This is a genomic window from Rhodanobacteraceae bacterium (assembly GCA_024234055.1).
GTDB lineage: Bacteria > Pseudomonadota > Gammaproteobacteria > Xanthomonadales > SZUA-5 > JADKFD01.
Window position 1 is genome coordinate 905,794 of record JACKOW010000001.1, and the last position, 24,735, is coordinate 930,528.

25 protein-coding genes are annotated in these 24,735 nt (G+C 62.9%); 11 read left to right on the forward strand and 14 right to left on the reverse strand.

Annotated features, from left to right (window positions below; all coding sequences use genetic code 11):
- Positions 1–251 precede the first annotated feature (251 nt).
- Positions 252–1,334, reverse strand: a complete 1,083-nt coding sequence (locus tag H7A19_03640; protein ID MCP5473914.1) for a hypothetical protein — start codon at positions 1,332–1,334, stop codon at positions 252–254.
- Positions 1,335–1,548: 214 nt separating this feature from the next.
- Between H7A19_03640 and H7A19_03645 the strand changes: the two genes are divergently transcribed.
- The 5 genes from H7A19_03645 (at position 1,549) to phoU (ending at position 6,110) form a co-directional block, all read left to right on the forward strand.
- Positions 1,549–2,601 (forward strand): PstS family phosphate ABC transporter substrate-binding protein, encoded by a 1,053-nt coding sequence (locus H7A19_03645; protein MCP5473915.1) that lies wholly within the window; start codon positions 1,549–1,551, stop codon positions 2,599–2,601.
- An 83-nt stretch (positions 2,602–2,684) separates the two neighbouring features.
- Positions 2,685–3,614 (forward strand): phosphate ABC transporter permease subunit PstC, encoded by a 930-nt coding sequence (gene pstC, locus H7A19_03650; protein ID MCP5473916.1) that lies wholly within the window; start codon positions 2,685–2,687, stop codon positions 3,612–3,614.
- A 1-nt stretch (position 3,615) separates the two neighbouring features.
- Positions 3,616–4,533 carry a phosphate ABC transporter permease PstA gene (gene pstA / locus H7A19_03655; GenBank protein ID MCP5473917.1) on the forward strand — a complete coding sequence of 306 codons (918 nt, stop codon included), beginning with the start codon at positions 3,616–3,618 and terminating at the stop codon, positions 4,531–4,533.
- A gap of 5 nt (positions 4,534–4,538) precedes the next feature.
- Positions 4,539–5,336 (forward strand): phosphate ABC transporter ATP-binding protein, encoded by a 798-nt coding sequence (pstB, locus tag H7A19_03660; protein MCP5473918.1) that lies wholly within the window; start codon positions 4,539–4,541, stop codon positions 5,334–5,336.
- Positions 5,337–5,399: 63 nt separating this feature from the next.
- On the forward strand, positions 5,400–6,110 hold the full coding sequence (gene phoU, locus H7A19_03665; protein MCP5473919.1) for a phosphate signaling complex protein PhoU: 711 nt from the start codon (positions 5,400–5,402) through the stop codon (positions 6,108–6,110).
- Between the two features lie 435 nt (positions 6,111–6,545).
- Here the strand turns inward: phoU and H7A19_03670 are convergent, their stop codons facing one another.
- Positions 6,546–6,926, reverse strand: coding sequence for a hypothetical protein (locus H7A19_03670; GenBank protein MCP5473920.1), 381 nt, complete (start codon positions 6,924–6,926; stop codon positions 6,546–6,548).
- A gap of 32 nt (positions 6,927–6,958) precedes the next feature.
- Between H7A19_03670 and H7A19_03675 the strand changes: the two genes are divergently transcribed.
- Positions 6,959–7,543, forward strand: coding sequence for an AAA family ATPase (locus tag H7A19_03675; GenBank protein MCP5473921.1), 585 nt, complete (start codon positions 6,959–6,961; stop codon positions 7,541–7,543).
- On the opposite strand, the gene H7A19_03680 is transcribed toward H7A19_03675, so the two are convergent.
- Positions 7,527–7,976 (reverse strand): DUF4442 domain-containing protein, encoded by a 450-nt coding sequence (locus tag H7A19_03680; protein MCP5473922.1) that lies wholly within the window; start codon positions 7,974–7,976, stop codon positions 7,527–7,529. The genes H7A19_03675 and H7A19_03680 overlap by 17 nt on opposite strands.
- 58 nt (positions 7,977–8,034) lie before the next feature.
- On the opposite strand from H7A19_03680, the gene H7A19_03685 reads away from it, so the two are divergent.
- Positions 8,035–8,901, forward strand: coding sequence for a DUF3667 domain-containing protein (locus H7A19_03685; GenBank protein ID MCP5473923.1), 867 nt, complete (start codon positions 8,035–8,037; stop codon positions 8,899–8,901).
- A 283-nt stretch (positions 8,902–9,184) separates the two neighbouring features.
- Here the strand turns inward: H7A19_03685 and H7A19_03690 are convergent, their stop codons facing one another.
- Positions 9,185–9,844, reverse strand: a complete 660-nt coding sequence (locus tag H7A19_03690; protein MCP5473924.1) for a nucleotidyltransferase family protein — start codon at positions 9,842–9,844, stop codon at positions 9,185–9,187.
- A gap of 3 nt (positions 9,845–9,847) precedes the next feature.
- A complete protein-coding gene (locus H7A19_03695) occupies positions 9,848–10,609 on the reverse strand; it encodes a TerB family tellurite resistance protein (GenBank protein ID MCP5473925.1) in 762 nt (253 codons plus the stop codon).
- A 179-nt stretch (positions 10,610–10,788) separates the two neighbouring features.
- Here H7A19_03695 and rpe point away from each other — a divergent pair, with 179 nt between their 5' ends.
- Both rpe and pdsR read left to right on the forward strand, forming a co-directional pair.
- Entirely contained in the window at positions 10,789–11,460 is a 672-nt protein-coding gene (gene rpe, locus H7A19_03700) for a ribulose-phosphate 3-epimerase (GenBank protein ID MCP5473926.1), read from the forward strand.
- A 372-nt stretch (positions 11,461–11,832) separates the two neighbouring features.
- Complete coding sequence (gene pdsR / locus H7A19_03705; protein ID MCP5473927.1) at positions 11,833–12,522, forward strand: proteobacterial dedicated sortase system response regulator; 690 nt, start codon at positions 11,833–11,835, stop codon at positions 12,520–12,522.
- A 112-nt stretch (positions 12,523–12,634) separates the two neighbouring features.
- On the opposite strand, the gene H7A19_03710 is transcribed toward pdsR, so the two are convergent.
- A complete protein-coding gene (locus H7A19_03710) occupies positions 12,635–13,525 on the reverse strand; it encodes a zinc-ribbon domain-containing protein (GenBank protein ID MCP5473928.1) in 891 nt (296 codons plus the stop codon).
- A 219-nt stretch (positions 13,526–13,744) separates the two neighbouring features.
- On the opposite strand from H7A19_03710, the gene H7A19_03715 reads away from it, so the two are divergent.
- A complete protein-coding gene (locus H7A19_03715; protein ID MCP5473929.1) occupies positions 13,745–14,083 on the forward strand; it encodes a hypothetical protein in 339 nt (112 codons plus the stop codon).
- 333 nt (positions 14,084–14,416) lie between these two features.
- Positions 14,417–16,618: a delta-60 repeat domain-containing protein gene (locus tag H7A19_03720; GenBank protein ID MCP5473930.1), complete on the forward strand. Its 2,202-nt coding sequence runs from the start codon at positions 14,417–14,419 to the stop codon at positions 16,616–16,618.
- A 69-nt stretch (positions 16,619–16,687) separates the two neighbouring features.
- On the opposite strand, the gene prmA is transcribed toward H7A19_03720, so the two are convergent.
- The 8 genes from prmA to H7A19_03760 form a co-directional block, all read right to left on the reverse strand.
- Positions 16,688–17,569 (reverse strand): 50S ribosomal protein L11 methyltransferase, encoded by an 882-nt coding sequence (gene prmA / locus H7A19_03725; protein ID MCP5473931.1) that lies wholly within the window; start codon positions 17,567–17,569, stop codon positions 16,688–16,690.
- Positions 17,570–17,874: 305 nt separating this feature from the next.
- Positions 17,875–19,224: an acetyl-CoA carboxylase biotin carboxylase subunit gene (gene accC / locus H7A19_03730; protein MCP5473932.1), complete on the reverse strand. Its 1,350-nt coding sequence runs from the start codon at positions 19,222–19,224 to the stop codon at positions 17,875–17,877.
- 246 nt (positions 19,225–19,470) lie between these two features.
- Positions 19,471–19,953 carry an acetyl-CoA carboxylase biotin carboxyl carrier protein gene (locus H7A19_03735; GenBank protein ID MCP5473933.1) on the reverse strand — a complete coding sequence of 161 codons (483 nt, stop codon included), beginning with the start codon at positions 19,951–19,953 and terminating at the stop codon, positions 19,471–19,473.
- Between the two features lie 48 nt (positions 19,954–20,001).
- Positions 20,002–20,439 carry a type II 3-dehydroquinate dehydratase gene (gene aroQ, locus H7A19_03740; protein ID MCP5473934.1) on the reverse strand — a complete coding sequence of 146 codons (438 nt, stop codon included), beginning with the start codon at positions 20,437–20,439 and terminating at the stop codon, positions 20,002–20,004.
- A gap of 123 nt (positions 20,440–20,562) precedes the next feature.
- Positions 20,563–21,123, reverse strand: coding sequence for a nucleoside deaminase (locus tag H7A19_03745; protein ID MCP5473935.1), 561 nt, complete (start codon positions 21,121–21,123; stop codon positions 20,563–20,565).
- Positions 21,124–21,525: 402 nt separating this feature from the next.
- The gene (locus H7A19_03750) at positions 21,526–23,253 is read right to left on the reverse strand and encodes a glutamine--tRNA ligase/YqeY domain fusion protein (GenBank protein ID MCP5473936.1); all 1,728 of its coding nucleotides are present in this window, start codon (positions 23,251–23,253) and stop codon (positions 21,526–21,528) included.
- A 235-nt stretch (positions 23,254–23,488) separates the two neighbouring features.
- Positions 23,489–23,665 carry a hypothetical protein gene (locus H7A19_03755; GenBank protein ID MCP5473937.1) on the reverse strand — a complete coding sequence of 59 codons (177 nt, stop codon included), beginning with the start codon at positions 23,663–23,665 and terminating at the stop codon, positions 23,489–23,491.
- A gap of 306 nt (positions 23,666–23,971) precedes the next feature.
- A complete protein-coding gene (locus H7A19_03760; protein MCP5473938.1) occupies positions 23,972–24,730 on the reverse strand; it encodes a M23 family metallopeptidase in 759 nt (252 codons plus the stop codon).
- Between the last annotated feature and the right edge of the window lie 5 nt (positions 24,731–24,735).

Sequence of the window (24,735 nt, forward strand, 5' to 3'; positions counted from 1 at the left end):
GGATTCGGGGACAGGGCAGTGCCCCGAGTCTATGCGCAGACGGCCAAAGCAGGCACTCGAAGGGTCGCAACCACAACCATGTGCCGGCTTCTGTAGCTCCAGACAAGTCTGGACCCAGAAAAGCGGGACTAGCGCCGCCCGAGCATTGAACCATCCTGCCCGTGCCCGTGCCCGTGCCCGTGCCCGTGCCCGTGCCCGTGCCCCGTGCCCCGTGCCCCGATTCTCGATTCTCGATTCTCGATTCCCGTACCTCAGTACGACAACTGAATCCGGGTCTCGAGGATGTTCGGGTCAACGATCGCGCTGCCGCGTTCGCCATCCACGTGCACGTAGTTGGCCACCAGTCGAACATTCTTGTTGAGGTACCAGGTGGCACCCGCGGTGACATTGATGGTGTTGCCGCCGCGCACCAGTCCATCGTCCAGATCCAGATGGCTGACACGCAATGCCAGTTCAAACGCGCGTCCGTCCTCACCCAGCACAGGGCCGTCGATGGCGCCTTCCTTGTAGCCGCGGCGGTCGCCGCTGGGGAACCAACTGGTCTGGACATACCAGCCGTCAAAGCTCAGGTCTGAGGCGCCCGATCGGGCCAGATCGGCACGCAGGTATTCGCCCTGGACCGACCATGAGCCCTCGATCCACAGGGCTTCCAGACCGGTCCGACGAATATCCGAGACACCGGCAATCGAGCCGGTGTCGAAGCGCCTTGGCGAGAAGTTCGAGGCCTCGCTGCGCGAATTGAAGCGCGCGCTCTTGCTGTCCGGCGCTTCGGTCGTGGCCGCAAGGCCGAAGTGGACGACCGAGGTTTCGGTGTTGATCGGCGCCCATACCACACGGGCGCCAAGGCCGGTGCCGCCATTGCGGCCCTCGGCATCGCTGTCATAGGTGCTGACCGTGGCGCGCCAGGGGCCGCGGGCGTACACATATTCCACGCCCAGTCGCCGCGCTATCGAGAAGCTGCTGGGCAAGCCCTGCTCCATGAACATCGTGTAGCGGTCGCTGGTCTGCTCGTCCAGATACAAGGGTTGCTTGTACTGGCCCACGCGCACGGCATGGTTCGCGTTGGGACGCCATCGGATGAACATATCCGTCCAGACATCGCTGTGGACGTCATATTCAGCCTTGGCATCGAAGCCATTCGGTGCTTTCACGCCAACCGCAATCCGACTCCGTCGGATGCCGCTGAGGCTCGTGCTCTGGTCTCCCTCGTTGGTACGGTTCCAGTCCAGGTGGGTATTGCCGTTGGCTGACCACTTCCAGTCGTCGGCACGGGCGGGCAGGGAAGTCAGAGCAAGGTTGGAGATCAGGGCGCAGGCAATGACGCGAGGCAACATGGCGGAAGTCTCGGTGACGGAATGGAGACAAGCATGTGACCGCTTTGTTACAGCATGATGACCAAAGCATCACCCGTCTTTCGCAAATCTGCCATCAATGGTGGTTTAGGCCCTTGTTTGCGCGATGAACGCAAGAATTGCTGCGGCATTGTCATATAGCTGCAATGTTTCCATCACACACTCTCGTTCCATCTTCCCCAGTTGAGTAGCCCTGATGAAAACCCTCCGAGTTTCCCTGCTGTCGTCGATGGTTGCCCTGGCGCTGGTCGCCTGCGGTTCGCCAGAGGCACCCGCTCCGGCCACGGACAGCGTAGCCAGCTCGACGGCGCCTGCGGCCCAGGCTCAGGTCATTCAGCTGGACGGTTCCAGCACGGTCTATCCGATCAGCGAGGCGATCGCCGAAGAATTCCAGATGCAGAACCAGGGCAAGCTGAAGGTGACGGTGGGCGTTTCCGGTACGGGCGGCGGCTTCAAGAAGTTCTGCCGCGGCGAGCTGGACATCGCCAATGCCTCGCGACCGATCCAGAAGTCGGAAATGGAGATCTGCGCCGCTGCTGGCATCAGCTACTACGAACTGCCGGTGGCTTTCGACGCACTGACCGTGGTCGCCAATCCCAAGAACGAGTTCCTGTCGACAATTACCGTCGAGCAGCTGAAGAAGATTTGGGCGCCCGAGTCACAAGGCACCATCTCGCGTTGGAACCAGATCGATCCGAGTTGGCCGGATGCCGAATTCAAGCTCTACGGCGCTGGTTCCGATTCCGGCACCTTTGACTACTTCACCGAGGCCGTGGTCGGCAAGGCCAAGTCCAGCCGCGGCGACTACACGGCATCGGAAGACGACAACACGCTGGTCCAGGGCGTAGCCCAGGATGTGAATGCGCTCGGTTATTTCGGCTATGCCTATTACGCCGAGAATCAGGACAAGCTCAAGGCTCTGGCGATTGCGCCGACCGAAGGCGCTCCGGGCGTGCTGCCGAGCGAAGAGGCGGTCATCGCCGGCACCTATGTGCCGCTGGCGCGACCGATGTTCGTCTATGTCAGTGCAAAATCGATGGAACGTCCCGAGATCAAGCAGTTCCTCGATTTCTACTTCGACAACGTCGCCGAGTTGGCCCGAGAGGTGCGCTATGTGCCGCTGCCAAAGGCCGCCTATGATGGCGTACGCAAGCATCTGGCCGAAGGCAAGGTTGGCACCGTGTTCCACGGCGAGCCGGCGACGTCCATCACCATCGAAGAACTGCTTGAGCGCGAAGCGAGCCTGTAACGCTGAATCGGTAGACTAGATGTTTGGTCACGACGGGCGCGAGCTGATCGCGCCCGTCGTGCTTGACGAGCTTCGGGGGAAAGATGGGACCAGCGTTATCCAGTCAGGAGGTTGCCGGAAGGCTGCGCTATCGGCGTTCACGTCACCTGCGCGAGCGATTCATCGAGGGCTTGCTGTTCAGTGCTGCCTTGGTGGCAGTGGCGACCACCGTCGGTATCGTGTTCATCCTGCTGAAGGAATCAATCGCCTTCTTCCGCGAAGTGTCGATCATCAGTTTCTTTACCGATTCGCAGTGGACACCGCTGTTTTCCGACCCTCATTTCGGCATCTGGGTGCTGCTGTCCGGCACATTGACCAGTTCGGGTATCGCGCTGTGCGTGGCCATCCCCGTGGGCACGATTCTGGCGATCTACCTGTCGGAGTTTGCCTCGGCACGCACACGCGAGATCGCCAAGCCGGTGCTGGAGTTGCTGGCCGGCATTCCGACCATCGTCTTTGGTTACTTCGCCCTGTTCTTCGTGACTCCGCTGCTCAAGCAGTTCATACCGGGTTTGCCTGGCTTCAATCTGTTGTCGGCGGGACTGGTGATGGGCGTGATGATCGTGCCCTACATCAGCTCCATCAGTGAGGACGCCATGCGCGCGGTGCCGATGGCACTGCGCGAGGGGGCCTATGCGATGGGTGCGACCCGCCTGCAGGTGGCGTTGAGCGTGGTTGTGCCAGCGGCCTTTTCCGGACTGGCCGCGGCCTACATTCTGGGAATCTCTCGCGCGGTCGGCGAAACCATGATCGTTGCCGTGGCCGCGGGCATGCAGCCCAATCTGACCTTCAATCCAACGGAACAGGCAGCGACGATTACCGCCTACATCGTGCAGGTGGCCAAGGGCGATCTGCCCCATGGCAGTGTTGGCTATCAGACCATCTTTGCTGCCGGTCTGACCTTGTTCGTGCTGACCCTGTGTTTCAACCTGCTCGGCTACTGGTTGCGCCGTCGCTTTCGAGAGGAGTACTGAGATGGCTGTCGCTGCCGATCTGCAGGCGACCATCGCCCGCGCCAAGCGCAAGGATGTACTGTTCGTCTGCTTGGGGGTGGCGGCCCTGCTGTTCGCCGCCTGCACCTTCGTCGCCCTGTTCCTTGACATGGTCAGTGACGGCTGGAGTCGATTGAACGGGAGCTTCTTCACCGAGTTTGCCTCCCGCCGCCCCGAACGCGCCGGTATTCTGGCAGCCTGGGTGGGCAGCTTCGTGGTGATGTTGGTGACCGCCTTCGTCGCTGTGCCGGTGGGTGTTTCGGCAGGCATCTATCTGGAGGAATACGCGCCTCGCAATCGGATGACGGCGCTGATCGAGATCAACATCAACAATCTGGCCGGCGTGCCCTCGATTGTCTACGGCCTGTTGGCGCTCGGCCTGTTCGTGCACACCTTTGGCCTCGGCGCCAGCGTGCTCACGGCGGGCCTGACGCTGGCGCTGCTGATCCTGCCGGTGGTGATCGTGGCCACGCGCGAAGCCATCCGTGCCGTACCCGGGGCCATCCGAGAGGCGGCCTATGCGCTGGGTGCCACCCGCTGGCAGATGGTCAAGGACCACGTGCTGCCGTACTCCATGCCCGGCATCCTCACCGGCGTGATCATCGGTCTGTCGCGTGCCATCGGCGAGACGGCGCCGATCGTGACCATCGGTGCGGTCAGCTTCATTGCCTTCCTGCCACCGCCGCCGATCGATGGCAGCTTTCCCTTCATCAACTTCGACTGGCTGTGGTCGCCCTTCACAGCCATGCCCATTCAGATCTTCGGCTGGACCTCACGCCCGGAGGAAGCCTTTCAGGCCAATGCCTCAGCGGCGGCCCTGGTGCTGGTGGCCATGACGCTGGCGATGAATGCCATTGCCATCTGGCTGCGCTACCGCCTGCGCCGTAACCTCAACTGGTGATTCCGATGAACGACGAGCCGAAAAAACCCGATCTCGCCACGCTGGCCAAGAAGGCTGAAGCTCGCGATCTGAACTTCTTCTACGGCGACAAGCAGGCGCTCAACGCGATCAACCTGCCTATCTACGACAAGCGCGTCACCGCATTGATCGGGCCTTCGGGTTGCGGCAAGAGCACCTTTCTGCGTTGTTTCAACCGCATGCACGATCTCTATCCGGGCACCCGCTACGACGGCGAGATCCGCCTGCATCCCGACGATGTCAATCTGCTGTCGCGCGATGTCGACCCGATCGAAGTGCGCATGCGTCTGGCAATGGTGTTCCAGAAGCCCAATCCTTTTCCCAAGTCGATCTTCGAGAACGTGGCTTATGGCCTGCGCATACGCGGCGAGAAGCGACGCACGGTGCTGATGGATCGGGTGGAGGAGGCGCTGAAGAATGCAGCGCTGTGGAAGGAGGTCAAGGATCGGCTGGATGACCTCGGCACCACCCTGTCGGGCGGGCAGCAGCAACGTCTGTGCATTGCCCGTGCGCTGGCCTGCGATCCCGAACTGCTGCTCTTCGATGAACCGACCAGCGCGCTGGATCCTATAGCCACTGCCAGCATCGAGGAGTTGATCCACGAGTTGCGCAACAAGGTCACCATCCTGATCGTGACCCACAACATGCAGCAGGCCGCGCGTGTTTCCGACTTCACCGCCTACATGTATCTGGGCGACCTGATTGAATTTGGCTGGACAGATGATGTCTTCTTCCGGCCACAAAAGAAGCAGACCGAGGACTACATCACCGGGCGCTTCGGCTGAGAACTGTCACAATGCTGACTGCGCGGCCTCCGTCGTTGCGGCGCAGGGAGAACAAGAATGAACATGAGCGATCACTTGTCGAAACAGTTCGACGCTGATCTGACCGCCCTGCGCACGCGGGTCGTGGAAATGGGTGGGCTGGTGGATGAGCAGTTCAAGCGAGCCATCGAAGCCCTGCTGACCGCCAAGTCCTTGCTGGCCGATGAGGTCGTGGCCAACGACGCCTCGGTGAATCTGCTGGAAGTGCGCATAGACGATGCCTGCGCGCATGTCATCGCCAAGCGCCAGCCGGCGGCCAGTGATCTGCGCATGGTGCTGGGTGTCAGCAAGATCGTGTCCGAACTGGAACGCATCGGCGACAAGGCCCGCAAGATTGCGCGCTTGAGTGCCAGCGTGGAGGAAAGCGGAGCAAGCGACAGCGGTTGGGTCAGCGATATCGATGGACTGGCCGAGCGCGCCCGCAGATTGCTGCGCGATGCCCTCGATGCCTTCGTGCGCAGCGATCTGGAGGCTGCAGTGGCCGTGTTGCGCAGCAACCGCAGCTTCGCCCGCGATACCTCGGCAGTCAGCAAGGAAGTGGTGCGGCGGATGTCCGCCCAGCCTGATTCGGTGCCGGGCTTGCTGGATATGCTCTCGATCACGCGCGCTGTCGACCGGGTGGCCGATCACGCCGCCAATATCGCCGAGCACCTGGTCTACATCGTGCGCGGCACCGATGTGCGCCACGCCACGCTGGAGCAGATCGAAAAGGAAGCCCTGCCGGCGCGGCGTTGACTTACGGCGTCCTGGGGGAAAGGCGGTCAACGCGGAGAACGCAGAGGGGCGCAGAGAACGCGGAGAAGGGCAGAAGAGACCTTCGCCATGGAGGAATCCTCTGAATCATTCGTGATTCCCGCGAAAGCGGGAATCTACGCATGCCCAAGTGCATGAAAGCACTGGATTCCGGCTTGCGCGGGAATGACGCATTTGTGTCCCTGAGGGTTCTCCGCGCTGGCAGCACTGTCCTCGGAGGGCCCACAAGTCAGCGTCGCCTTGGAAGGCGAGACGCCCTGGCACGTCACCCTCGGCAACGATCCAACGAAGATCTACTGCTGAACCGCTTTTCTCAGCGTTCTCTGCGCCCCTCTGCGTTCTCTGCGTTGAACAAACGGTCCGTTCAGACTCCCGAGTCAGGAGGGCAGTTCGTCTTTGCGCAGCAAGGACGGCGTGCTATTCCGGCGCGGGACCATCCTTCAGGCGCTCGCGGCCGCCCTGGAAGCGGGCCAGTTCCACCCAGGTGGGATCGGCCGCGGCCCGGAGTTTCTCCAGAACAGCCGTTTCGATGCGTTCGACGTCGAACTTGGCCCAGTCGACGTATTCGAGTTTCAGATCCTGCCAGTGGTGTGCCGCTTCGCGCAGGTCGTAGCGCAGCGTTTCGGCAACGAGTTGTGCTTCATCGCGAGTGAGTTCTTCGGCTGCCACCAGATACTCGCGAATCGTGCTCATGACGTGCAGCAGACTCTGGGCGGCTTGTTCTTCGGCCTGAGGCAGTTCTTCGCGCAACCAGCGACGGGCGCTATCGTAGGCGCGTTGCAATCGGGAGTCAGTCATGAACGATCCTGTGTCCGCCAAGGGATGAGCCCATGTTAGCGCTGTGCCCACCTGCAGGTCATGCGCCGCTGGTGCTGGCTCTGATGGGACTGCCGGGCGCGGGCAAGTCCAGTCTGGCACGACTGCTGTCCGAAGCCACGCGCTGGTCGATCCTCGACCGTGACCAGATCCGTGCCGAGTTGTACCCGGGCGATGCCAGTGCGGCAGCCCGACTCGAGGCCGATCGCCTGCTGCTGCGACGTGCCGGCAGCGGCGTACGCGCGGCCATGAATCTGATCATCGACGGCAAGACCTTCGCGTTGAAGGCAGATCGGGACTTGTTCGAAGACGCCGTCGACGAGGCTGGCGGGCAGCTGCAATGGTGCTGGCTGGATCTGCCGGTGGAGGAGGCCATGGCCCGGGTACGCCGGGATTCGGCTCACCCTGCGCCGGATCGTGATCCCGACCTGGTCGAAGCGGTCGCCGCACGATTCGAGCCACCCCATAGCCATGCCTGGCGGCTGGATGCGCAGCGTACGCCGCGGGAGTTGCAGCGACAGCTGGTGCTTCTACTGGCCGAGCGCCTGAATGCCATCGTCATCGACGATCGTGATGCCGGATTCAGCGCGGGGCCTTGAGCCGCACATAGAGCTGCTTCTGCACCCGTGCGACCAGCGTATCGTCCTTGCTGCGCACATCCACACTGAACCAGCGCAGCACCTTCTCGCCGCCGGCGGCGTTGCGCCTCAGTTCGTCCAGTTCTTCCCCACGCAACAGGAACTCGGCAAAAACATCACCGCGACCCGGACTGATGAAGTCGATCTTCGCCGCCTTGTCCCAGACCACGTAGTCGGGCCCGAGATTCTCCATGACCAGGATCATCCAGAAGGGATCGGTCATCGCAAACAGCGCCCCGCCGAACTGCGTGCCCACGTAGTTGCGGTTGTACCAGCGCAGCTTGAGCTGCACTCGGGCCGAGCGCCAGTCCTCGCCGATGCGCATCACCCGGATGCCGGAGAACAAGAAAGGTGGCCACCATCGGGTCCAGAGCTTGAGGCGGCCTGGCGTCATTCGGGAGGGCATTGCGCTAGAGTCATGGGCTGGTGAGTCACAGTAGAGTGCCACCCTGGTGACCGCAATCCAGGACTCCGAGCTTTGCGCCAACTGTGGCACTTTGTTGCAGGGTGAGTGGTGCCATGTCTGCGGCCAGAAGCGGCTGAAACCCGGCGATCGCTCGCTCGCACAACTGCTGCTCGATTGGTGGGAGCAGCTGACGTCACTGGAAGGCCGCTGGTGGCAGAGCTTTCGGGATCTGCTGCTGCGACCCGGCGCCCTGTCCAGCGCCTATCTGAAGGGCCAGCGCAAGCGCTATCTGGCGCCATTGACACTATTCCTGCTGATCAACCTTGTGTACTTCGTGCGCTCGCCGATGACTGACTTCAATCTGTCATTGCTCGATCAAGCCTGCCTGCAGCCCTGGTCGGCGCTGGTGCAATCGCAGGTCAGTCGACGGATAGCGCCGGAAGCCCTGGACTGCGACCTGCCGATGCGAGATTCGGCCTTGCCCGGCTGGGCAAAGCTGTCGGCGCGTTATCAGGATATTGCCGACGAAGTGTCCCGCAGCATGGTCATTGCCCATGTGCCGGTGATAGCCCTGTTTCTCGGTCTGCTGGCGGGCTGGCGGCGCTGGTATTACGCCGAGCACGTCATCGTGGCGCTGCATCTGTTCGCTTTCTTCCTGCTTTACGCGGTGGCGATCCTGCCGCCGGTTTTGTGGCTCGCCAACTCAGTGCTGCCGCTGGCCGAATTCGGGGTATTGCTGCGGGTGCTGCTATTGCTGCTGCTGCTGACGCACTGGACCGTGGCCGTGCGCAGGGTCTACGGTCTGGGCCTGCTGCGCACCGTCCTGGCTCTGCCGCTGCTGTTCCTGGCGCTGGGGATCAGCCACTTTGCCTATCGCTTCGTGCAGTTCTGGATCGTCTGGGTGCAGGTTTAGGGGGCAGGCCATCAACCCGGGCGTATCGTGGCGCGGCTTCGGCGCGGGTCGCTGACAGCCCGAAGGCCTCGTCGGCAACGCCCGAGCGCGGTGGGAGCGGCTTCAGCCGCGATCCGGGCTATTGGGGTTCACCGCTGCACCGATCGCGGACGAAGTCCGCTCCCACAGATCTCCTGCCCGTGCGTGCTGCTGGGGAGGGCGCCGCGCTGCCGTGCTTGAAAGATCAAGAGCGGCCGCGCAGGCGCGCGGCCCTCCTCAGAGCAGCTCCGCGTCCCGCGCCTGGCTATCGGGAAACGCCGTTCAACGCCGCCAGCCGCTCCGGTGTGCCTACATCCGACCACAGTCCCCGATGGTGTTCGCCGCTGACCATGCCGAAGTCGATGGCCTCGCGCAGGATCGGGGCCAGGCCGTAGCGGCCCGGCGGCAGATGGGCAACCAGTTCCGGTCGGTACACGCCGATGCCGGAAAAGGTCAGTCGCGGACTGCCGCAGAGTTTGAGGCGCGTACCTGCGAGCACGAAATCCCCGCCCGGGTGGTGCTCGGGATTGTCGACAAGCACCAGGTGCGCCAGTCCCCGGGGCTGCGCCGGCAGTTGCGCATAGTCGTAGTCGCAATGGATGTCGGCATTGGTGGCGATGAAGGGATCGGTGCCCAGCTGTGCCAGCGCCTGACGCATGCCGCCGCCGGTTTCCAGAGGGTCGCTGGGCTCGTGCGACCAGTGGATGCGCACACCGTAATCACCGCCATCCCCCAGCGTCTGGGGCAACTGCGTGCCGAGCCAACCGGTATTGACGACGATGTCGTTGATACCGGCGCGCTTGAGGGCGCGCAAATGCCAGCCTATGAGCGGCAGTCCACGGACTTCCAGCAGCGCCTTGGGCCGCGTCTCGGTCAGCGGGCGCATACGCTCGCCCTTGCCGGCGGCGAAGATCAGGGCCTTCATGGCTCAGCCAGACTTGCCGCGGGCGGTCAGGATGCGCTGATAGGCGGCGCGCAGTTCCCTGGTGCGCTTCTCGGCCGCCTTCAGTGCCGCCGCATCGGCGCCCTGGCCCTGCAGCTTGTCGGGATGGTGCTGGGTCAGCAGGCGCCGCCAGGCGCGGGTCAGTTCTTCGTCACTGACGTTTGCCTTCAATCCGAGCAATCGATAGCAGCTGTCCAGGCTGGGCAGTGTGGCGTCATTGCTGCGATCGGCAATGCGATCGGTCACCGCTTCGCGCGACAGGCCGAAGGCAGCGCCCAGACGCTCGATAAGCCCGCGCTCAGCCGGCGTCATCGGCCCGTCCTTGCGTGCGAAATCGGCCAGCGAGCGCAACATGTCACTGAGTTCGTCATCGGGAACCTGCACCTGGCCCCGGAACCGTCGTACTTCCACCTCTGCGTCGAGTGGCTCATGGCGGCCGCGCTGGAAGGCGGCCACCGCCGACTCGCGCCCGTTTCGATCCAGGCCCAGTCGGGTCATCAGGCGCTCCGCGGCCTCGACTTCGCCTTCGCTGACGCGACCATCGGCCTTGGCCAGATGGCCCAGCCACAGAAACAGGAATTCTATCCGTGCCATTCGCGGGTCGATCCGGGTCAGGCCTTCCTGCGGTCGCCAGCGTAGCCAGCCGGCATCGAGAGCGTGGCCAAGGGCCAGCCCGCCGACCGCACCGATCGGCCCGCCGGCTGCGAAGCCCAGACCGGCGCCGATCAATTTGCCGATCAGATTCATCCGCTGCGGCGGCCTTCGGCGTGCAGTTCCTGGATCATGGGCAGCGCTTGCTCGGATCTGGTGGGAGGGCCGATTCTAATGGCAGGCGGCATTCCGTGAGCGCGATGCGTGTCAGCCTTTTGGCGGACCGGGCTGCACAGGCTGCTAGCATGCTCGGCCTGTCGCGCAGGAGTATTCCCATGCAGAGTCCAGTCATTGCCCCCTCCATCTTGTCTGCCGATTTCGCCCGGCTGGGCGAGGACACTGCGAAAGTGCTCGCGGCCGGCGCTGACTGGGTGCATTTCGACGTGATGGACAACCACTACGTGCCGAACCTGACCATCGGCCCCTTGGTCTGCGAGGCGCTGCGTAAATACGGGATCACTGCACCCATTGATGTGCATCTGATGGTCAAGCCGGTAGATCGGATCATCCCCGATTTTGCCAAGGCCGGCGCCAGCGTCATCAGCTTTCATCCGGAAGCCAGCGAACATGTGGATCGCACCATTGGCCTGATCCGCGAACAGGGCCTGCAGGCCGGCCTGGTGTTCAATCCGGCCACGCCGCTGAACTGGCTGGACCATGTCATCGACAAGCTGGACCTGATTCTGATCATGTCGGTGAACCCGGGCTTCGGCGGCCAGTCCTTCATCCCAGGCGCCCTCGCCAAACTGCGCGAAGCACGCCAGCGCATCAGCGCCAGCGGTCGCGCGATTCGCCTGGAAGTCGATGGCGGGGTCAAGGTCGACAACATCCGCGCCATCGCCCAGGCCGGCGCCGACACCTTCGTCGCCGGCTCCGCCATCTTCAACGCACCCGACTACACTGCGACCATCGCCCAGATGCGCGCCGAGATTGCCGCTGCGTTTTGATTTGGAGGAAACGCTGTTCAACGCGGAGAGCGCAGAGATACGCGGAGAACGCTGAGAAGAGCACTGGCATTCAAGGAATGCCGTGACGGCGGAGCGCAGGCGCGCGAGTATCGTTGCCGACGTTTCCTCCTTCAGATGATTGGACTGCAGGCACAATCCCGCGCCTTGTGGCATTCCACAAGTCAACCACTTCAGCTTCTCTCCGCGTTCTCCGCGCCTCTCCGCGTTCTCGGCGTTGAGGCTCTGCGCCCAATCTCGCGCAGCAGTCTGCGGGCACCATCGGGCAAATCGCGGACAAGGGGCGGCCGGCGCTTGCCGAAGTCCGGCCCCGAGGCCTACCGTTCGCCCGTGCCCACCTGACCTAGAAGATCCATGGCCCGACAGATCGCGATCGTCGAAGATGAACCCGCCATTCGCGCCAACTACGCCGATGCGCTGAAGCGTTATGGCTACGAAGTGCAGACCTTTGCCTCACGCACCCAGGCCTCCACGGCTTTTGCACTACGCATGCCCGATCTGGTGCTGATCGATATTGGTCTGGGCGATGAACCGGAAGGCGGCTTCGAGCTGTGCCGGGAACTGCGCCAGCGTTCGACGGCCTTGCCGATCATCTTTCTGACCGCCCGCGATGCCGATCTGGACATCATCTCCGGCTTGCGTCTGGGCGCCGATGACTATCTGACCAAGGACATCAGCCTGCAGCATCTGCTGGCGCGCATCGTCTCGCTGTTCCGTCGGGTCGAGGCCCTGAGCCTGCCCACCGGCAAGGATCAGCTGCTGGAGCACGGCCACCTCAAGCTGGAAGGCGACCGCATGCGCGTGACCTGGAAGGACATCGAGGTGCCGCTGACGGTGACTGAATTCTGGATCGTGCACGCGATGGCCCGCTATCCCGGCCACGTCAAGAATCGCGATCAGCTGATGAGCGCCGCGCAGGTGGTCGTCGATGAAGCCACCATCACCAGCCACATCAAGCGCATCCGCAAGAAATTCGTCGCCGTCGACAAGGAATTCGACGCCGTCGACACGATGCACGGTGTCGGCTACCGCTGGCGCGCGTAAGGCCGAACCGGCCCGCGACAGGGGTCGGCTTTCGCGAGCGCATTCGCGGGCGGATTCCGCCGGGCCATCTGGACGCAAGACTGAGCGTTGAATCGCTTGCGGCGATTCCCGTCTACGGGGTCGGGAGAAAACGGAATTCGAAAGCGACGGCTTCCCGTCCGGGGTCGTTGACCTCGAAGACCAGGGGTGCGGTCGCGCCCGCGGGAAATCCTCGGCTGATGCTTTCCGCTTCAGCCAGATATTCCTCGGGCCGAAAACGCCGGCTGGCGATCGCGCGTTCACCCAGATCCGACAGGGTGACTTCAACCACCGGGAAGCGCTGGGTGAAAGCGGCATCGTTGACCATGCTGGCGCTGATCAGCAGGGCCTTGGGCGCATCAGGGTGCGGGCGTACCTCGCGACTCACCAGTCGAATTTCGTCCACCGCCGTGCGCATCGGCAAACGGCAGTTGAACTGTTCGCAGGCGCGATCCAGCAGCGGACGTACGCGGTCGTCCTCCAGCAGGCGTTCGCGTTCGGCATAGCCGATCTGCCCGCCGAGTGTCAGCGCCAGGATGAAACTGCCAAACCACCAACGGCCATTGCCGCTCCTGGGCGTGCCGGCAGGCTTGCGACTGGGTCCAGCAATGTGCGCCGGAATGCGCATTTCCGGGACGGTGTCCGGGGCCGGCATGCCGCGACCGCGGTGGGCGCGGTCATGGGCAATCCATTCCCCGGGCAGACGCGGTTCACGGCGTCCGCCGGTGGCTGGTATGTCGCCTTCGAACAGGGCCGGCTGGCGTGGTGCCGGACGCATGGCCGGCAGCGCCAGCACCACGGGGGTATCGCTGGCCTCGACCTCGGGCAATTCCTGGAAGGGCGTCTCCGGCAACTGATCGACCAAGCGATCCAGTCCATCGAACACCTCCCCGCAATGCCCGCAACGGAACTGCCCACGCGCACGCGCCAGCGACGCCGCCTGCAGGCGGTAGACGGTATGGCAGCGTAGGCATTGGGTGTACATGGGCACAGAGCATAGCCGCTGCACGGTGCTGGAGAGGGGAAAAGCGGAGGCAGGGTTTGGGTGGGGCTGGCGGCCGACCCGATGCGGCGCAGTTGTTTCCTGCAGACCTCGGATACCGAGGTGTAATCGGCATCGCCAAAGCTCCAAGAGTAGTTGCAGGGCAGCTTGCGATCGACCCCCTCAACCGCTGCCCCGATACCTACTTCCCGGAGAATCGACGTGAGCGTCGCAAACCGTTTCCATTCGAGTGATGCTATTTCAGTGACGGTTCTGGCACCGGCCCTGATTGCCGGCAGCCCGGTGATGGCTGCCGCACGCTTCAATCCCGTGTGTAGCAATCGCACGATCGAAGGTATCTACGGCATCCAGATCCAAGGCACGCGGCAGGTACCGGAGAACCTTGGCGGTGGCACCGAAACCCTGTGGCGCACCTATATGCAGCTCACCGACGTCGAGTCTGCCTTTCGTTCCCTCAAGTCCGAGCTTGGCCTGCGACCGATCCATCATCAGCTCGATCAACGCTGCAAAGCACAGCTTTGGATCTCGATACTCGCCTAGTAGGTCGCCGGTGATTCCGGGCGGAAACCGATTTGTAGTGCCACACCTGAAATCGTTCGACCACAAGCCATTGAATGTAAAAGTGTTCTCGAAAGTGGTGGCGAAGTTGGGCCAGCGATGGCGGGTTGATCGACTCGATGGGCCAATCGTGCGGGAATTCGAGCAACCATTCGACTAGATTGCCGCGAATCTGATACAATTGTAACTTGCTGTCTGGTACACCCACTAGGCTTGCCGGCACCGTTTGCTGGCCTGCAATCGCGCGTCGCATTTATTCAATGAGTCTGGGCCCACATGAACTTACATAGACCCTACAACGCGCGTCGAATCCTGATGCTCGCTTTCGCCCTCCTCCTGGCCGGAATCTGCTCTCCGCTGAGCGCAGTTTCACTGCAGGACAATGGAAGTTGGGCGGTCTTCCCGGGAATCACTCAGGGCTGCAATGGTCGGGTGATGTCGATGGCACAGGCTCCGGACGGGCGAATAACCGTCGCCGGCGCCTTCACCAATTGCGGTGGCGTCAGCGTCAACAACATTGCGATGTACGATCCCGGCAGTCATCACTGGAGCGCCCTGGGCGGCGGCATTACGGCGATTCCGGGCAGCTTTGTGGAGATCCATGCGCTGGCCTGGTTCCAGGGCAGCTTGTACGCGGGTGGGGAGTTCACACACGCTGGCGGAATCAGCGCCCCTGATTTCGCACGTTGGGATGGCGTGAACTGGAGCAGCATGGGGCTTGGCGGTATAGGCACCACGACCTATGCGCTCGCCGCCACCGCTACTCATCTTTACGCCGGCGGCTCCTTTGACACCATTGGCGGCGTCACGGCTTACGGGCTTGCACGCTGGGATGGGAATGCCTGGGAAGCGCTTGGTGCGGACACACGAAATTTCCAGGGTGGCGTACGTGCAATCGCCGTCAATGGAAACGATGTGTACGTTGGCGGTGTTTTTGAATCGGGTGGAATTGGTTCAACCGCCAATCGCGTGGCAGTTTGGAATGGAAGTGCCTGGAGCACGCTCGGCAGTGGCGGCAACAATGGGGTCGGAGGACCGGTGTATGCTCTGGCCTTGTACGGTGGCGAACTCTACGCTGGCGGGCAATTCACCACTGCAGGTGGGGCTCCGGCGCGCAACATCGCACGATGGAACGGAAGTGGCTGGTCCAGCCTCGCGGGCAGCAGCGGCGATGGCGTCAGCTCTCAGGTGAGGGCACTCGCTATCAGTGATGGGCAGTTGGTGGTCGGAGGCTATTTCACTCAAGCAGCGGGGAACCCCGCGTTCCACTTGGCCCGTTGGAACGGTTCATCCTGGAGCAGCTTCTCAAGTGAAATCGGCGGCGGTGGCGTGGATACGTTGCTGCAATCTGGAATCGCTCTTTACGTCGGGGGGTTTCATCGAAGCGCCGGTGGGATTGCTGCGGACCACATCGCCAGGTGGGACCTCGGCGGCTGGAGTGCGCTGGGCTCGCCGCGTACGGCTGCCAACGGCGTCAATGGTCCCGTGGGCGCCATAGCCACCATCGGATCACGCGTCTTCCTTTGCGGCGGGTTCACGGAAGCGGGATCCGAACCCATCAGCAACCTCGTCCAGTTGAATGGTGGTGCCTGGATCGACATGGGCTCGGGACAGTCTCAGGCCACGCTCACGCTTCTGGCTGATGGCAGTGATCTGTACGCGGCCGGCTACTTCGGTGGTATCGGCGGCACCATCGCAAACAAGGTGGCGCGCTGGGACGGCATTGGTTGGCATCCGCTGGGGGATGGAATCGGCACGTTGTTCAGTTCGAATGACGCAGTCTTCGCACTCGAATTCTTCAACGGCGAACTCTATGCCGGGGGGAGTTTCACGCTGGCAGGAGGCCAAACTGCGGCGAATCTGGCCCGCTGGAATGGGAATTCCTGGACCCCCTTGTTCGTCGGTACATTTGGCAACCGTCAGCACGCAGTGTATGCGCTCAAGGCGGTCGGTGGATATCTGTATGTAGGAGGAGAGTTTCCCTCAGCCGGAGGGGTGCCTGCGCGGAACGTTGCGCGTTTCGATGGCGTGAACTGGAGCGCACTCTCGGGGCTCGGCGGCGAAGGTGTGGACGCCCCGGTGGCAGCTATTCAAGCCTTTGGTTCCGACGTATATGTGGGTGGGAGCTTCACAGAAGTCGCAGGATCCCCGATCGCATACCTCGCGCGTTGGGATGGCGGCGCCTGGCATGCGCTGGGTACGGGGATCGATACCGCGTCGAGAAATGGAGTGTATGCGCTCTATGCGCATCAGGGCTCACTTTACGTGGGTGGTACTTTTGCCACCGCTGGCGGCACGGTTCTCAACAATATCGCGCGTTGGAGTGCGGGCAGTTGGAACGCGCTCTCGGCCTCAGGGATCATCGGTGTGGATGGCAGCGTGGGGTCCCTTGCAATGACCAACAGCGTCCTGCATGTGGGTGGCACCTTCCACCTGGCAGGTGGTCAAGTGTCGGATCACTACGCGCAATGGATGATTCCAGAATTGCCTATCTTCTCAAGTGGGTTCGAGAACTGAGCTCTGGGTTTCCGTCCAACGTTGTGCAAGGGGGATGGCCAAGGCAGACATTCAGCGACTGGCCTTGCCTCAGCGCCGAATCGCCGTGACCCGAATCCAGTCTTCGCGCTGGGCCACTTCGAAATGATCGAAGTACTCGCGGTAGCGGGCGATGAACTCGACCTCCTGGCCCTTGAGCATGCCGGAGAAGGCGGCGGCGCCGCCGGATTTGACGGTACCGGCGATGCGTTCGGCCAGTTCCAGCAGCGGATTCAGCAGGATATTGGCCACCAGGCGGTCGCAGGCCGGTGGCAGCGCGTGTTTGGGTGAGAGCAGCGTGAGCTGGTCCAGCACCTGATTGCGCTGTGCATTTTCGTGCGACGCGACCAGTGCTTGCGGGTCGTTGTCCAGGCCAAAGGCGTGGCCGGCACCCAGGCGCAGCGCGGCTACCGCCAGCACGCCGGAACCGCAGCCGTAGTCGAACAGCGACTCGCCCTTCCAGCTCAGCCCATCCAGCCACTCCAGGCACAGTGCGGTGGTTGGATGGGTGCCTGTGCCGAAAGCCAGGCCGGGATCCAGGCGCACGATCACCAGATCGTCATTGGCCGGCGGCTCGACAGTGGTCGGATAGATCCACAGGCGTTTGCCGAAGAGCATGGGTTGGTAGTGGTCCATCCAGGCCCGGGTCCAGTCGCGGTCATCGAGGCGCGCGAAGCGCGCGCTGCGCATGACGTCTTCAGGCAGCTGTCCATCCAGCGCCACCAGCAGTTCCAGCGGATCACGCTCCACCGGAAACAGCGCCTGCAGCTGCAGTTGCGGCCACAGCGGAGTTTCCCCCGGCGCCGGTTCCAGCACCGGATTGTCCTCGGCATCGGTCAGCGTCTGCGCCAGCGCGCCAGCCGCATCCAGGGCCGCTTCCACGCTGGCGTGGTCGGAAGATTCAAGTCGCAGGTGCAGTTCTAGCCAGGGCATGGGGGGTCTGTGGGTGGTGGTGGTGGTGCCGCGCTGGCAGCAGCGGGCTGTGTGCAGAGTCAAACGTAAAACGTAAAACGTCAACAAGAGCCAAAGGCCACGGCTTCCGGCTTCAAATCGACGTTTCACATTTCACGTCTTACTGCCTCGTTGGTTCTGACGGGGCGTGGCGGGATTGTCGCGTTGGAGCGAATGAAGACGTGCACAGAGTCAAACGTCAAACGTAAAACGTCAATCACAGCCAAAGGCTGCGGGCTTCCGGCTTTGAATTGACGTTTCACATTTCACGTTTTACTGATCTCAGCTCACTTCCGCGCCTCCGCCAGCCGCCGCTCCAGATAGTGGATGTTGAAGCCACCGACCTGGAACATCTGGTCGAGCATGTTCGATTGCTGCAGCGGGATGTTGCTCTTGATGCCGTCGATGACCAATTCGCTCAGGGCCACGCGCATGCGGGCGATGGCGGTGGCGCGATCGGGGCCATGGGCGATCAGCTTGGCGATCATGGCATCGTAGTTCGGCGGAATGCGGTAGCCGTCATACAGATGCGTTTCCATGCGGATGCCTGGACCGCCGGGCGGGTGGTAGCGGGTGACGGTGCCGGGCGAGGGCATGAAGGTGTTCGGGTCTTCGGCATTGATGCGGCACTCGATGGCATGCCCGCGCAGCACGATGTCCGATTGCTGGTAGCGCAGCTTTTCACCGGAGGCGATGCGGATCTGCTCGGTGACCAGATCGACGCCCGTGACCATTTCGGTGACCGGATGCTCGACCTGGATGCGGGTGTTCATTTCGATGAAATAGAACTTGCCGCGCTCGTACAGGAACTCGAAGGTGCCGGCGCCGCGATAGCCGATGCGCTTGCAGGCCTCAACACAGACGGCGCCGATCTCGGCCCGTTGCTTCTCGGAAATGCCGGGCGCCGGCGCTTCCTCGATCACCTTCTGGTGCCGGCGCTGCATCGAGCAGTCACGCTCACCCAGATGGATGGCATTGCCCTGGCCGTCGGCCAGTACCTGGATTTCGATGTGGCGCGGGTTCTCGAGAAATTTCTCCAGGTACACCTGATCGTTGCTGAAGGCCGACTTGGCTTCGCTGCGGGTCATGGCCACCGCGTTCAGCAGCGCCATCTCGGTGTGAACCACGCGCATGCCGCGTCCGCCGCCGCCACCGGAAGCCTTGATGATGACCGGATAGCCGATGTCCTTGGCGATGCGGGCGTTTTCGGCCGCGTCGTCCGTCAGCGGAGCGCCCGATCCCGGCACGCAGGGAACGCCGGCTTCCTTCATCGCGGTGATGGCCGATACCTTGTCGCCCATCAGACGAATGGTCTCCGGCCGGGGTCCAATGAACACGAAGCCCGATTCCTCCACGCGCTCGGCAAAGTCTGCGTTCTCGGACAGAAATCCGTAGCCCGGGTGGATGCCCTGTGCGTCGGTCACCTCGGCCGCTGCGATCAGTGCCGGAATATTGAGATAGCTGTCCTTGGGCGCGGGCGGGCCGATGCAGACCGACTCATCGGCCATGGCCACATGCTTGAGGTTGCGATCCACCGTGGAGTGCACCGCCACGGTCTTGATCCCCAGCGCCTGGCAGGAGCGCAGCACCCGCAGCGCAATCTCGCCACGGTTGGCGATGACGATTTTTTCAAGCATGGGTCGTGCTCCGAGAAGGCTCTAGGCTACGTCCGATGCCGGGACTCGGGACTTGGGACTCGGGACTCGGAAAAGCCGAGTCGCGGGAGATGCGTGACCCGGTAGGGCGCCGCGGACATGTCAGAGCGGAGGTTTGCATGCTGATGGGTAGGCAGTAGCTGATGGTCGTGATTTTCTGGTTTTGGGTCGAGTTGACGTGTCGACGCCGAGTCCCGAGTCCCGAGTCCCGAGTCCCGCAGAAAAAGCTCACTGAATCACCACCAGCGGCTCGTCGAATTCAACCGGCTGGCCGTTTTCGACCAGGATCTTGACCACGGTGCCGCTGACTTCGCTTTCGATCGGATTGAACATCTTCATTGCCTCGATGATGCCGAGGGTGTCGCCGACCTTGACCTGCTGGCCGATTTTCAGGAACGGCGCAGCGCCGGGCGAGGCGGCGGCGTAGTAGGTGCCGACCATCGGCGAGCGCACCACCTGACCGTCGTGTACGGGCTCCGCTGGCTTGGCCTGATGGGCGGCGCCCGGGATCGACGGAGCAGATGGCTGTACCGGCTGTTGGGCATCGGAGGCCACCTGGATCGGCGCCATCTGCGGCGCGGCGCTGATCATCGGCAGGTTCTTGGGCCAGCGGCTCAGGCGCACGGTTTCCTCGCCCTCGCGGATCTCGAGTTCGGCCAGATTCGATTCTTCCAGCAACTCAATCAGTTTCTTGATCTTGCGAATATCCATGGCCATGGCCGGACTCCCAGAAGTCTTGCTGTGTGTGCTAAAGATGGCTCAGCTGATGCGGCGCATGGCCGCGTCGAGTCCGAGGCGATAACTGTCGACGCCGAGGCCGGTAATCACACCCGCGGCGACGTCGGAGAGATAGGAGCGCTGCCGGAATTCCTCGCGAGCGTGCACATTGCTCAGGTGCACTTCGATGAAGGGGATGCCGACGCCGGTCAGGGCATCGCGCAGGGCGATGCTGGTGTGCGTGAATGCGCCCGGATTGATGACGATGAAGCGGGTGCCGTCTTGCCGCGCTGCATGGATGCGCTCGATCAGCAGGTGTTCGGCGTTGCTCTGCAGGCAGCAGAGCTCGTGTCCGCCATCGGCTGCACGCGCGGCCAGCTCGGTTTCGATCTCGCTCAGCGTCGTGCGCCCATAGACCTCAGGCTCGCGACTGCCGAGCAGGTTGAGATTGGGGCCGTTGAGCAGCAGTATGCGCGCCATGCACTGAGTTGCGTTTGGTGAAGGTCGCGTAGTCTGCGGGTGCGCGCGGCTGCTGTCCAGACACGATCGTCGGCGATCGTGCCATGATCTCCGACATTCGCTGGCGTATGGCCGGTGTCGGGGCTAGTAGATCTGGCCTTCCAGTTCGCGATAGCGCGCCAGTGCCGATCGGGCGGCCTCACGGCAGATATCCTGCCTGACTTCGATCCCGCGGCGATTCAGTTCGGCCACCCATTCGCTTGGCAGCGGGCCTTCGTCGAAGCCGGTCAGGGATTCGACGTCTTCCGAACGCGCGCCGATCAGCAGCCGGTCGATGCCTGCCCAAACGGTGGCCCCATAACATTGGCAGCAGGGCTGGGCGCTGGTCGCCAGGGTGATCTTCTCGCCATTGGCATTGAGCCGGAATCGCTGCAGTCGTTGCTGCGCGGTCATGTAGGCCATCATCTCGGCATGGGCGACCGAGCAGCTCTGCTGGATGACCCGATTGACGCCGATGCTGATCAGCTTGCCCTCGGCGGTGAACACCGCCGCGCCAAAAGGACCGCCGCTGTTCTGCTCCACGTTCATCCGCGCCAGCTCAATCGCGAGCAGCACCTGCTCTTCGTCAGTGGGGTAGAGCCGGCCCATGTCGACCACATGCTGGGTCCAGGCGGGCAGGGTGAGGTGGATCTGGACAGGGAGGATCATCTCGGTGGTCGGTTGTCGGTGTTGATGCCGGAATGAGGCGAGGTTAAACGTGAAAGGTGGAAGGTGAAAGGGTGGCGTTTGGGGACGTAGGTCACGTTGGCCGCGCAGCGGGCTACGTGACTGACGCAGCTGTCACGTAGACCCTTCGGGTCAACCTGACCTACTTCTGGCACTTGTGGGTCCAGACTTGTCTGGACGCTCTTGGCGCAGTGGTGAAGAAGCGTCCAGACAAGTCTGGCCCAAAAAAGCTCAGGTGGCCGTACCCGAGCGGCTGTCGCGGACAGAGTCCGCTCCCACAGTTGCCGATCGGGGACTTCGCTCTTCTCCGCGCTCTCCGTGCCTCCGCGTGATACGTCTCGCCGACAACCGACAACTGACAACCGACAACCAGCAACCGCCTCACCGCGGCTTGGCGTAGGAATCGCGCAGGGTCACGATGCGGTTGAAGACCGGATGCTCGGTGCTGTGGTCACGGCGGTCGGCCACGAAGAAGCCCAGGCGCTCGAACTGGAAACGCTGTTCGGGCTCTGTGGCCGCCAGTGAGGGTTCCAGCCAGGCTTGCACCACGCGTTTGGAATCGGGATTCAGATGATCGCGATAGGTCTTGCCGTCGGTGTCGTCGTCCGGATCGGGCACATCGAACAGTCGATCGTACAGGCGCACTTCTGCTGCGAGGGCGTGCCGAGCGCTGACCCAGTGGATGGTGCCCTTGATCTTGCGATCGGCGCCCGGCATGCCGGGACGCGAATCCAGGTCAAGGCTGCCACGCAACTCGACGATGCGGCCATCGGCATCCTTGATCACTTCCTCGCAACGAGCAATGCCAGCGCCACGCAGGCGCACTTCGCCCCCCGGCACCAGACGATGGAAGCCCTTGGCCGGCACTTCCATGAAGTCTTCGCGCTCGATCCACAGCTCGCGCGAGAACGGCACCTGGCGCGTACCGAAGTCCTCATTCTTGGGGTGATTGGAGAACTTCAGTTGTTCTTCGTGAGCCTCGGGCAGATTGCTCAACACCAGCTTGATCGGATCGAGCACGGCCATGCGCCGCGCTGCGCTGACGTCCAGTTCCTCGCGGACCACGCCTTCCAGCACGCTGAATTCGATGGTGGCGACCTGTTTGCTGTAGCCCATGCGCTCCCAGAAGGTGCGAATGGCGGCGGCCGGGAATCCACGGCGACGAGCGCCAATCAGCGTCGGCATGCGCGGATCGTCCCAGCCATCGACCATCCCTTCCTGCACCAGCGAGATCAGCTTGCGCTTGCTCATCACCGTGTAATCGAGATTGCCGCGGGCAAACTCGGTCTGGCGTGGGCGGGAAGCCGTCATCTCCAGCCCCTGCGCGCGCAGCGGCTCGGTCAGGCTGGCATCGCCCATCACATCCAGCTGATCCAGGCACCAGTCGTACAGCGGCCGGTGATCCTCGAATTCCAGCGTACACAGCGAATGGGTGATGCCTTCGACGGCGTCGGAAATGCAGTGGGCGTAGTCGTACATCGGATAGATGCACCAGGCATCGCCGGTGTTCTGATGGGGCACCTTGCGAATGCGATACAGCGCCGGATCGCGCAGATTGATGTTCGGCGAGCGCATGTCGATCTTGGCGCGCAGGGTGCGCGAGCCGTCGGCGAACTCACCCGCGCGCATGCGCCGGAACAGATCCAGGTTCTCCTCGACACTGCGGTCGCGCCACGGGCTGTTGCGGCCGGGCTGAGTCAGCGTGCCGCGGTACTCGCGCACTTCTTCGGCACTGAGATCGCAGACATAGGCCAGACCCTTGCGGATCAGCTTCTCGCCGCAGAGATAGAACACCTCGAAGTAGTCCGAGGCATGCCGCAGCGCCGCCCACTCGAAGCCCAGCCAGCGGACGTCGGCCTTGATGGCCTCAACGTACTCGATGTCTTCCCTGGTCGGATTGGTGTCATCGAATCGCAGATTGCACCGCCCGTCGTTCTCTCGCGCCATGCCGAAGTTCAGGCAGATGCTCTTGGCGTGTCCCAGATGCAGATAGCCATTGGGCTCCGGCGGAAAGCGCGTGACCACCTGACCGCCATGACGGCCAGCGGCGCGGTCTTCGCGAATCAGTGTGCGGATGAAGTGGTTGGCGACGGGTGTTTCCGGATTCATGGCGGGTCGGCGCGAGAGCAAAGCCGGCGATTCTATCAGTCCCCGTGGGAGCGGACTTCGTCCGCGACAGCTCTTGTCTCAATCTGCCGGATTCATCGCGGGCAGAGCCCGCTCCCACAGTTGCGCGGTCTCACAGTCTCCTGGACCCCGTGGGAGCGGATTAATCCGCGATGGCTCTTGCTTCGACCTGCCATTTCGATCCGGAGTGAATGCCGGACCGAAGACCGCGCAGATATCACAGTCCGCGCACGCGACAGCCCAGCAACAGCAGTCCCAGGCCGATGATCCAGGCGGCTGCGGCGATCTGCCCGTCGATTCGAACCACACCGAAATAGGCCGCGAGGGCGATGATGTAGAGCACGAGAGAGATGATCCAGACGATCGTTGTGGGGGCTTTGCCGGAGTTGCGCATGGTGATTCCTGTGGGCTGCGAGGCAAGACTCGAACGAATGGCGCGAGTGTTCAGTTTCAGCCTAGGCAGACCCGGGTCGCCGGTCGGTACGGCAGCGCACCCATGGCGCCTTTCGCCTCACCCCAGCAGAGCGCTTCGCGCATTTCCGTGCTACGACTGCGCGCCCGCCCTGTACCGGCGTCATTGCGAGCGCCACGAAGCAATCCAGATGCACTGCCGCACGTCCCTGGATTGCTTCGTCACTGCGTTCCTCGCAATGACGCATCAAGTGTTCACGATATGGGGCGTGGACAAGTGGCCCGCCGCTCAATCCCCGCCCAGCAAGGGATAGGGATTGATCGGCGTGCCCTGCCACCAGTGCTTTTCAGGCCCCAGCAGGAAAACGGCGAAGTGCAGATGCGGGGCCAGGGTATTGGCATTGCCGCTGGACCCCACATAGCCGATGACTTCACCGCGGGCGAGTTGCTGGCCCTCGCTGAGGCCGTCGGCGTAGTGATCCAGGTGGGCGTAGTAATAGGCGAGCTTGTCCTCGACATCGAACTGGTAGACGGTGAGACCCCCGCGCTTGCTGTCGAACAGTTTTTCCACCCTGCCGGCTGCTACCGCCAGCACCGGTGTGCCCAGCGGCGCCGCAATATCGATGGCCTCATGGCCGCGGCCCTCACCCCGGGGGTCGGCAAACTGATCGTGCAGAGCGTCCATTGTCACGCCCATCACCGGCATCGTCAGCAGCGCAGAGGGCGGGCGCACTAGCGGCGGCATGTCGGTCGCAAAGGGCTCAGAGGGCGGCAGGGTGGGGGAAGCAGATGCGGCTGCGAAGGCCGACATCGACGCCGACAACTTTTCTTCCGTTCTCGGTATCACGGCTGACGGATGGGTGTCGGCGACAGGGACTTCGGCGACCGGTTCGGAGTGCTCGGACTCGCGTGACGCGAGCGCTATCGGCGGCGCCAGCAGCGGCCGCGCTGGACCAAGCAGATCCAGCTCAGTTACTCGCGGCGCCAGCTGCCACCAGGTGATGGCGCCGAAGACCGCACCGAGGGCGAATGTCGCCAGTGGCCTCATGGAAT

What these genes read in the sequence shown, in the direction of transcription:
- H7A19_03670 (MCP5473920.1), bottom strand. Translation starts at nt 6,926, where the DNA reads ATGACTGACTCCCGATTGCAACGCGCCTACGATAGCGCCCGTCGCTGG.
- H7A19_03645 (MCP5473915.1), top strand. Translation starts at nt 1,549, where the DNA reads ATGAAAACCCTCCGAGTTTCCCTGCTGTCGTCGATGGTTGCCCTGGCG.
- H7A19_03720 (MCP5473930.1), top strand. Translation starts at nt 14,417, where the DNA reads ATGCTCGCTTTCGCCCTCCTCCTGGCCGGAATCTGCTCTCCGCTGAGC.
- H7A19_03735 (MCP5473933.1), bottom strand. Translation starts at nt 19,953, where the DNA reads ATGGATATTCGCAAGATCAAGAAACTGATTGAGTTGCTGGAAGAATCG.
- aroQ (MCP5473934.1), bottom strand. Translation starts at nt 20,439, where the DNA reads ATGGCGCGCATACTGCTGCTCAACGGCCCCAATCTCAACCTGCTCGGC.
- H7A19_03640 (MCP5473914.1), bottom strand. Translation starts at nt 1,334, where the DNA reads ATGTTGCCTCGCGTCATTGCCTGCGCCCTGATCTCCAACCTTGCTCTG.
- H7A19_03710 (MCP5473928.1), bottom strand. Translation starts at nt 13,525, where the DNA reads ATGTACACCCAATGCCTACGCTGCCATACCGTCTACCGCCTGCAGGCG.
- H7A19_03750 (MCP5473936.1), bottom strand. Translation starts at nt 23,253, where the DNA reads ATGAATCCGGAAACACCCGTCGCCAACCACTTCATCCGCACACTGATT.
- accC (MCP5473932.1), bottom strand. Translation starts at nt 19,224, where the DNA reads ATGCTTGAAAAAATCGTCATCGCCAACCGTGGCGAGATTGCGCTGCGG.
- rpe (MCP5473926.1), top strand. Translation starts at nt 10,789, where the DNA reads ATGCAGAGTCCAGTCATTGCCCCCTCCATCTTGTCTGCCGATTTCGCC.
- H7A19_03690 (MCP5473924.1), bottom strand. Translation starts at nt 9,844, where the DNA reads ATGAAGGCCCTGATCTTCGCCGCCGGCAAGGGCGAGCGTATGCGCCCG.
- H7A19_03755 (MCP5473937.1), bottom strand. Translation starts at nt 23,665, where the DNA reads ATGCGCAACTCCGGCAAAGCCCCCACAACGATCGTCTGGATCATCTCT.
- pstB (MCP5473918.1), top strand. Translation starts at nt 4,539, where the DNA reads ATGAACGACGAGCCGAAAAAACCCGATCTCGCCACGCTGGCCAAGAAG.
- H7A19_03675 (MCP5473921.1), top strand. Translation starts at nt 6,959, where the DNA reads ATGTTAGCGCTGTGCCCACCTGCAGGTCATGCGCCGCTGGTGCTGGCT.
- prmA (MCP5473931.1), bottom strand. Translation starts at nt 17,569, where the DNA reads ATGCCCTGGCTAGAACTGCACCTGCGACTTGAATCTTCCGACCACGCC.
- H7A19_03760 (MCP5473938.1), bottom strand. Translation starts at nt 24,730, where the DNA reads ATGAGGCCACTGGCGACATTCGCCCTCGGTGCGGTCTTCGGCGCCATC.
- H7A19_03680 (MCP5473922.1), bottom strand. Translation starts at nt 7,976, where the DNA reads ATGACGCCAGGCCGCCTCAAGCTCTGGACCCGATGGTGGCCACCTTTC.
- pdsR (MCP5473927.1), top strand. Translation starts at nt 11,833, where the DNA reads ATGGCCCGACAGATCGCGATCGTCGAAGATGAACCCGCCATTCGCGCC.
- H7A19_03695 (MCP5473925.1), bottom strand. Translation starts at nt 10,609, where the DNA reads ATGAATCTGATCGGCAAATTGATCGGCGCCGGTCTGGGCTTCGCAGCC.
- phoU (MCP5473919.1), top strand. Translation starts at nt 5,400, where the DNA reads ATGAGCGATCACTTGTCGAAACAGTTCGACGCTGATCTGACCGCCCTG.
- pstC (MCP5473916.1), top strand. Translation starts at nt 2,685, where the DNA reads ATGGGACCAGCGTTATCCAGTCAGGAGGTTGCCGGAAGGCTGCGCTAT.
- pstA (MCP5473917.1), top strand. Translation starts at nt 3,616, where the DNA reads ATGGCTGTCGCTGCCGATCTGCAGGCGACCATCGCCCGCGCCAAGCGC.